The organism is Synechococcus sp. OH2 (genome assembly GCF_047462155.1).
In the GTDB taxonomy this organism is placed as follows: domain Bacteria; phylum Cyanobacteriota; class Cyanobacteriia; order Thermostichales; family Thermostichaceae; genus Thermostichus.
Window position 1 is genome coordinate 915 of sequence record NZ_JANSIR010000043.1, and the last position, 7,378, is coordinate 8,292.

The following is a 7,378-nucleotide window of genomic DNA, read 5'->3' on the forward strand; positions in this document are numbered from 1 at the left end:
GGCCGATCCAAGGCCAGCTCTGTTTACTTTTGACCGCACCTTGCCGCCGAGAGAGCCAGAACCACCTACGGGCATGGGCTAGCGCTTGCCTCCACAACTCCGAAGCTTATTGACACTCCCGCCGCCCAAAGGCGGGAGATTCTTACGCCGTTCAACAACGAACTCGTCAAGACGCCTCTAGACAGGATCTTGAAGCAAAGCCGCAAGTTCTGATTACTTTTCTGTTCGCGTCAACGGGATGGAGTCCTTGCAGGTTGGCTGAGACGTTGTCATCTCCCAGACACTTGCCACCGGTTGGGTTTCTCACCGTGATTAGGTACTCGCCTGGGAACGGTACGCCTTCTCGTCAAGTATACTCAAATATACTATTGACGAGCACCTAAAGTTGCTTACGGGCGCGGGGCTAGCAAGCTATCCTTCTGGGCAATGTAAGGGATCCCTGCCTTCCCAGGCGCGGTTCTCTTGGCTTATGCTAGTGAACAACTCCCGACACTCATCTTCGTTGAGTCAACACAACATGGCTTACGCCACGCTGCGCCAACCGATAGCGTATGGGCTTCACGCTTCCCAGACTTGTGTATACAGAGGTCTCAGCGTGCTGCTATCATGCAACCCACGGCGGGAAACTCTCCAGAGATTTAACTTGTTTTGCTCAATTGTAGGACGAACGGCTTTCATCCCGACACGGATTGGCTCTTGAGTCAACACAATTCACCAATACGATGCGGGGCTTCCCGCCGATTAAGCTAACCATTGTTCAGAGACCCCCTTGCCGGTGTATCCTCGGTAGCGCAGTGGCAAGTGCGGGGCAGCAGGTCGAGCCAAACCAAGCCTGAACACCTGAGAAGATGAAAGCCATCCTCATGAGCGTGCCCGGGGGGCCGGAGGTTTTGCAGCTTCAGGAGGTGCCCGACCCTGAGATCCGCGGCGAGCGGGAGCTACGTGTCCGCCTTAGGGCCGCCGGCGTCAACCCCATCGACACCAAGCTGCGGCGGCGAGGCACCTTCTACCCCGAAGAGATGCCGGCCATTTTGGGATGTGATGGTGCCGGCGTTGTAGAAGCCGTAGGATCTGGGGTCAGGCAGTTTCAAGTTGGAGACGAAGTTTACTTCTGCCACGGCGGCCTGGGCAGGCAGGCGGGGAACTACGCCGAGCTGATCGTGGTCGATGAGCGCTTTGTCGCTCCCAAGCCCAAGTCCCTCAGCTTTGCCGAGGCTGCCGCTGCCCCCCTGGTGCTGATCACCGCTTGGGAAGCCCTCTACGACCGGGGACGGTTGCAGGCTGGCCAAAAGGTGCTTATCCACGCCGGGGCAGGGGGTGTCGGCCATGTGGCCATCCAACTGGCCCGTCTGCGGGGATGCCAAGTGGCTACCACTGTGAGCACGCCGGAAAAGGCCGAGTTTGTCCGTTCCCTGGGAGCCAGCTTGCCCATCTTCTATCGCCAGACCAACTTTGTGCGAGCCGTTCTGGATTGGACGGAGGAGGAGGGAGTGGATCTTGCTCTCGATACCCTTGGCGGCCCAGTGCTGGAGCAGACCTTCCCTGCCGTGCGCGTGTACGGCGATCTCGTGACCCTGCTGGCGCCAGCCCCAGAGACCGATTGGCGGGTGGCCCGCGACCGCAACTTGCGAGTGAGCTTTGAGCTGATGCTCACCCCGATGCTGAAGAACCTTATCGTTGCCCGGCAAAACCAGGCGGAGATCCTCCGGCAGTGCGCCCGCCTCATTGACCAAGGCCAACTGCACATCCGGCTCAGCCACACCTTTCCCCTGGCCGAAGCGGCTGCCGCTCACCGGCTGCTGGAACAGGGATCCGTTTTGGGCAAAATTGCCTTAACCATCTCCGACTAGGCATGCTGGAGGAGGCCCTGCCCGGATCCGAGTCTATGGCCACTCCTCTCACCCCTCACCTGTTGGAGAACGAGAGTTTCTACGAGAATGCCCTCTGCTGGCTAGGGCGACCGCAGACGGCCTATCGGCTGCTGAGCGAAGCGGTTTTTCCGGCCATCTCCTCTTGGGTGCGGGGAGAGGTGGACAGCTACTCCTTCAATCACTGGCAACCGGAGGACGTGCGCACCTTTCTCTACCCGGTGGTGGTTCTGGGAGACCAGGAGACCCTTGTTCTCGCCAGCGAGGCCCTGCTCCTCTGCGGCAGCGGCAACTACTACAACCCCTGTGACTTGGCCATTGTGGTCTTCGTGCAGCAGCCCCAAGAGCTGTTCAGCCAACTGATGCAACGCATCCGCCGCGCCGAAGCCATCATCACCCGCGGACCGGAGGTGCGCATGCTCTCTGAACAGGTGAGCCTGGCCAAACGGGGGCGAGACTACATCAACACGAAGTATCTGGTCTGGCCCTACGCCCTTTCTGCTGCCGCTCAAGATACTTTGGTCAAACAGGGGATTAGCGTTATCCGTCTTTCACCGCAAGCGGCCGCCCTGCCCTTGGGAGACTAAGCTGAGGGCAATTTGGAGGAAAATGGGGATCCCTGACTTTTCCGTCTCCATCTTTATGGCCGATGCCCACCTGCCGCCGCTAATCCAAGCGATGTTGGAGCCGGGGTTTTACCCCCATCCGGTGCGGGAGCCGATTCAGCTCGTCCAAACCCACATTTCCTACGTTTTCTTGACAGGGGACTACGCCTATAAGGTGAAGAAGCCTCTGGATTTTGGCTTTTTGAATTTCACCACCCTGGAGCGGCGACGCCACTTTTGTCAAGAAGAGCTGCGCCTGAACCAGCGCGGCGCGCCGGGGCTTTATCTACAGGTGTTGCCCATTGTGCAAGCCAAGGGCCGGTTTCAGCTTGACGGCAGTGGCGAGCCCGTGGAGTACACCCTCAAAATGCGGCAGTTTCCCCAAGAGCAACTCTTCAGCAACCTCCTCGAGCGGGGGGAGCTGACCCCAGCCTTGATGGAGGAGCTAGGGCGGGCGGTGGCGGCCTTTCACGCCCAGGCGGAGACCAACGACTACATTCGCAGCTTTGGCCGGCCAGAGCGGGTGCGGGAGGCCTTCGACGAGAATTACGCCCAAACCCAGCGCTACATCGGCGGCCCTCAGACGGTTGATCAATATCGGGAGACGCAAGCCTACACGGATCGCTTTTTTGCCGAGCGGCAGGAGCTGTTTTACCAGAGGATGGCCCAAGACCGCATCCGCGAAGGCCACGGGGATCTACATCTTGGCAACCTCTGTTGGTGGGAAGGCCAGATCTTGCTGTTTGATTGCATTGAGTTCAACGAGGCCTTCCGCTTTGTGGATACGATGTACGACGTCTCCTATGCGGTGATGGATTTGGACGCTCGCCACCGCCCCGATCTGGGCAATGCCTATTTGAACACCTATCTGGAAGAAACGGGTGACTGGGAAGGACTAAAGATCTTGCCCATTTACCTCAATCGCCAGGCCTATGTGCGGGCCAAGGTCACCTCTTTTTTGCTGGACGATCCTGCCGCCTCGGAAGCTTCCAAAGCCAATGCCTTCCACACTGCCGCCCGCTACTACCGCCTGGCCTGGGAATACACCCTTCCCAAACAGGGGCAGTTGCTTTTGATGGCTGGCCTGTCGGGAGCAGGCAAAAGTACGGTGGCCCGCTACCTGGCCCGCCAGCGGGGGGCCATCCACATTCGCTCCGACGCCGTGCGCAAGCACTTGGCCGGGATCCCTCTGCGGCAGCGGGGGGGGCCAGAGGTGTATACGCCCGAGATGACCGACAAGACTTATCGCCGCCTGGTGCAGTTGGGAGTGGAGTTGGCCCGGGAAGGTTACAGCGTGATTCTGGACGCCAAGTTTGACCGGCAAGCGCTGCGGGGCATGGCGATTGAACAGGCCCAACAGTGCGGGATCCCGTTGCGCATCCTCTACTGCCATGCTCCTGAACCTGTCCTCCGAGAGCGCCTACAACGGCGAACACTCCCTTCATCGGGCCCGGGTGAGCTGCTGAACGTCGCCGACATTGCCGATGCCACCGCCGATCTCCTTGCCCAGCAGCAGGCGCAGTGGCAGGACTTTTCCGAGGGGGAGCGGCGTTTTCTACAGGTTTTGGATACCAGCCAAGATTGGCAAGCGCAACTGCAGCGGAGCTAGGTCTCGACTCAAACTGACCAACCTCGGGAGAATGGTTACCAGCAAAGTGCATTCTGCCGTTTCCAGGTTAGAGGCTGGCCGCAGCCCCTGTTAAACAGGGATCCGGATCCCAGGCGGCGGTCAGGTGAAGAGTTTTTCTCTGGGAAGAGAGTTGGGCAAGAATCGAGGCGGTGCAGGAGGAGCCAAGGGTGAGCGAGGTAAGGGCTGAAGATTTACGCCTGATGTTTCTGTTTGAAGGCTTTTCCCCTGAAGTGCTAGAGCCGCTGGCTCGCCAGATGTCGCTGCGCTCCCACCCTGTTAACCAGGCCATCCTGTTACAGAACGACTGGGGCAACGCCGTCTATTTCATCCTAGAGGGTTGGGTCAAGATTCGCACTCACGATCTGGAGGGCCGGGAGGTTACCCTCACCATTCTTGGCCCAGGGGAGATCTTCGGGGAAATGGCCGCCTTGGACGAGGCGCCCCGCTCCAGCGATGTGATTGCCCTGACAGCCACCAAGGTCTGCTGTCTGTCGGCCCAGAACTTTCTGGCTCTTTTGGCTGCCGATGCGCAGGTTGCCATCCGCCTTGCCCAGCTCATGTCGCGACGTTTACGGCAGATCAACCGTCGCCTGCAATTGCGGGAGGCCAGCAGCGTCGCTCGCGTCGCCGATATCCTGCTCTTCTTGGCGGAGTCGCGGGGGTGGGTCGGTCGCAAGGGGGTAGAAATCCCCAATTTGCCCCATCGGGAGCTGAGCAGCTTGAGTGGCCTTGCCCGGGAAACGGTTACCCGCGTCCTTGCCAAGCTGGAGCAGGAGGAGCTGATCCGCCGGGATCGGCAGCGGGACATCCTCTGTATCCCCCAGATGGATGCCCTGGAAAAGCTAATTGGCTAAAGTGAGGGTCGCCACCCGTTGCCAAAAGCCCTCTCGGCATCCTAAAATAATGGTTCCAGAGCCGGGATAGCTCAGTTGGTAGAGCAGAGGACTGAAAATCCTCGTGTCACCAGTTCGAGTCTGGTTCCTGGCATCTGCCAATAACAGGTCAAGATGGGCTCAGGTCTGCAACCTGAGCCTTTTTGTTGCCGGGAATTCCCAGTTTTTGCCTTTTGCGAAACCGCTTCTGCCGGCTCTATGGCAAAAATCAGTTCTCGCGGCGCACAGCGCTCTCGTGCCATCTGCCCAATATCTTGTCTGACAAAGCGCTCAAAGCCACAAAGATCAGGATCCCTAGGCCGGTAACCAGCACCAAGGCGGCAAACATGCGAGGCACCTGCAAATTAAAGCTAGAGATCAAGATTTGGTAGGCGATCCCGGCCCGTTGCCCACCGGTGCCGGCGACAAACTCCGCCACCACGGCCCCGATCAAAGAAAGGCCACCGCTAATGCGCAGGCCCCCCAGAAAATAGGGCAGAGCACTGGGCAGACGCAAGTAGATCAAGGTTTGCCAGCGATTGGCCTTGTACAGTTGAAACAGGTTGAGCAGGTTGTGATCGACACTGTTTAATCCCAGGGTGGTGTTGGAGATAATTGGGAAAAAGGCGACAATCCAAGCGCAAACCACCATTGCAGCAAACGTATTGTTGCGCAGCCAGATGATGATCAGCGGCGCGATGGAAACAATGGGCGTTGTTTGCAAAATCACCGCATAGGGAAAGAGGCTGCGCTCAATCCATTTGCTCTGGGCAAACAAAATCGCCAACAAAAGCCCTGAGACCGTGGCCAAAAGGAACGCCACCACCGTAATTTGCAGGGTGATCAAAAGGGAAGGAAAAAGGGATCCCCAGTCTCGCACCAGGGTTTGCACCACCAAAATCGGCCCCGGCAATAGATAGGGGGGCACCCCCGTTAGCCGCACAGCCACTTCCCAGCCCACCAGAAAAAGGATCCCGACGATCCCAGGGGCAATCACATCCAGGTTGAACCACTTGCGCAGATCCAATCCTTGCCCGGAGGTCGGCGGCGCAGAGCCAGACACCTTAGCCGCATCAGTGGGGTGGGGCCTGAGTTTTTCTTCCACCGCGCTGTTCAGTCGCGGCAGATCGCTATCCAGCCAGGGCCCAGAGGAGCGCTCCGGTGTGCCAAGCAGGGATCCCAGCCGGTGAGACAGCCAATCGAGAAGGAAACTGAAAGGACTTAGCATGGTGGAGGGGGAATCAAGGGCTCTAAGACCAGGAATGCCGCCAAAGGGGGATCCCGTCAGCGCAGCCGTCCGGCAGAGAGGGGGCACAGGTAGGGATCCTGATCCGTGTCGCGCATGGCCTCCCGCAAACGGGTCGCGACCTCCCGGCAATAGTCGTTGTAAAGGGGCGAGGTGCGAAACTCTTCCGAGCGGGGGTAGGGTGCCTCAATGGGGATATCCGCCACCACCCGCCCAGGGCGGGCTGCCATCACCACCACGCGGTTGGACAGATAGACAGCCTCGTAAATGTTGTGGGTAACAAAAATCACCGTCCAGCGCTTCTCCTGCCACAACTCCAGCAGTTCGCTGTTCAGCTTGCTGCGGGTAATCTCGTCCAAGGCGCCGAAGGGCTCGTCCATGAGCAGCACCTGGGGTTTGGTTACCAAGGCGCGGGCAATGGAAACCCGCATGCGCATACCGCCGGACAGCTCGCGGGGAAAACTGCGCTCAAACCCCCGCAGGCCCACCAGGTGGAGGGCTTCCAGAACCTCTCGTTCGGCTTTGGGCTGGGGCTCACCAGCCAACTTCAGAGGTAGGCGCACGTTGTCCATCACCGTTGCCCAGGGCATGAGGGCCGGCTCCTGAAACACAAAGGCCAATTTGGGTTGCCCCTGGGAGGTGTTTTGCCCCCATTCGATAGATCCCGTGGTTAGGTGGCCCAACCCAGCAATCAGCCGCAGCACCGTGCTTTTCCCGCAGCCAGAGGGCCCCACCAAGCTGACGAACTGCCCTTCCTGGATGGCCATGTTCATGTCTTGCAAAGCCACCGTGCCATTGGAATAGACCTTGCTGACATGGTTAAGGGTAATGACAGGGGCAGACATGGCTCGTGGTTCCCAGACCAGAAGACAAAGGGATCCCTTCTCCATCCAGAAAGAGAAGGACGCTCAGTACCATTAAAAAACACAGAGGGATAGCTGGGTAGCCCTGGACTTGAGGGCGGGACGGAAAATCCCGTCAGCAACTTTAGTTGCTCATCAATGGTATGGTTGCTACCAAGGTGGTACTGTTCCCAGGCGAGCCCCTAAAACGGTGAAAAACTCAGCCAGTGGCAAGCGTCCGGGAGAGACTAACATCTCAGCCAACCTGCAAGGACTCCGTCCCGCTGACGCGAACAGAAAAGCAAGCAGAACCTT

General features: G+C 58.8%; 6 protein-coding genes and 1 tRNA gene. 5 read left to right on the forward strand and 2 right to left on the reverse strand.

Features of this window, described 5'->3' with window-relative positions; genetic code table 11:
• The first annotated feature begins 848 nt into the window (after window positions 1-848).
• From NW835_RS03150 to NW835_RS03170, 5 genes are all read left to right on the forward strand, one after another.
• Window positions 849-1,850, forward strand: a complete 1,002-nt coding sequence (locus NW835_RS03150) for a zinc-dependent alcohol dehydrogenase family protein (RefSeq protein ID WP_414363864.1) — start codon at window positions 849-851, stop codon at window positions 1,848-1,850.
• 35 nt (window positions 1,851-1,885) lie between these two features.
• A complete protein-coding gene (locus NW835_RS03155; protein ID WP_414363863.1) occupies window positions 1,886-2,455 on the forward strand; it encodes a hypothetical protein in 570 nt (189 codons plus the stop codon).
• A gap of 55 nt (window positions 2,456-2,510) precedes the next feature.
• Window positions 2,511-4,082 carry an AAA family ATPase gene (locus NW835_RS03160; protein ID WP_414414502.1) on the forward strand — a complete coding sequence of 524 codons (1,572 nt, stop codon included), beginning with the start codon at window positions 2,511-2,513 and terminating at the stop codon, window positions 4,080-4,082.
• A gap of 221 nt (window positions 4,083-4,303) precedes the next feature.
• A complete protein-coding gene (locus NW835_RS03165; RefSeq protein WP_414370831.1) occupies window positions 4,304-4,957 on the forward strand; it encodes a Crp/Fnr family transcriptional regulator in 654 nt (217 codons plus the stop codon).
• A gap of 60 nt (window positions 4,958-5,017) precedes the next feature.
• Window positions 5,018-5,090 (forward strand) — tRNA-Phe (locus NW835_RS03170).
• Between the two features lie 114 nt (window positions 5,091-5,204).
• Here the strand turns inward: NW835_RS03170 and NW835_RS03175 are convergent.
• Together NW835_RS03175 and NW835_RS03180 are read right to left on the reverse strand one after the other, a co-directional pair.
• Window positions 5,205-6,290 carry an ABC transporter permease gene (locus NW835_RS03175; protein ID WP_414414501.1) on the reverse strand — a complete coding sequence of 362 codons (1,086 nt, stop codon included), beginning with the start codon at window positions 6,288-6,290 and terminating at the stop codon, window positions 5,205-5,207.
• The gene (locus NW835_RS03180; protein WP_414376735.1) at window positions 6,260-7,066 is read right to left on the reverse strand and encodes an ABC transporter ATP-binding protein; all 807 of its coding nucleotides are present in this window, start codon (window positions 7,064-7,066) and stop codon (window positions 6,260-6,262) included. The genes NW835_RS03175 and NW835_RS03180 overlap by 31 nt, the downstream gene beginning before the upstream one ends.
• Window positions 7,067-7,378 lie beyond the last annotated feature (312 nt).

Coding starts and splice junctions, on each gene's coding strand:
- NW835_RS03155 (WP_414363863.1), top strand. CDS start 1,886: ATGGCCACTCCTCTCACCCCTCACCTGTTGGAGAACGAGAGTTTCTAC.
- NW835_RS03180 (WP_414376735.1), bottom strand. CDS start 7,066: ATGTCTGCCCCTGTCATTACCCTTAACCATGTCAGCAAGGTCTATTCC.
- NW835_RS03150 (WP_414363864.1), top strand. CDS start 849: ATGAAAGCCATCCTCATGAGCGTGCCCGGGGGGCCGGAGGTTTTGCAG.
- NW835_RS03165 (WP_414370831.1), top strand. CDS start 4,304: ATGTTTCTGTTTGAAGGCTTTTCCCCTGAAGTGCTAGAGCCGCTGGCT.
- NW835_RS03160 (WP_414414502.1), top strand. CDS start 2,511: ATGGCCGATGCCCACCTGCCGCCGCTAATCCAAGCGATGTTGGAGCCG.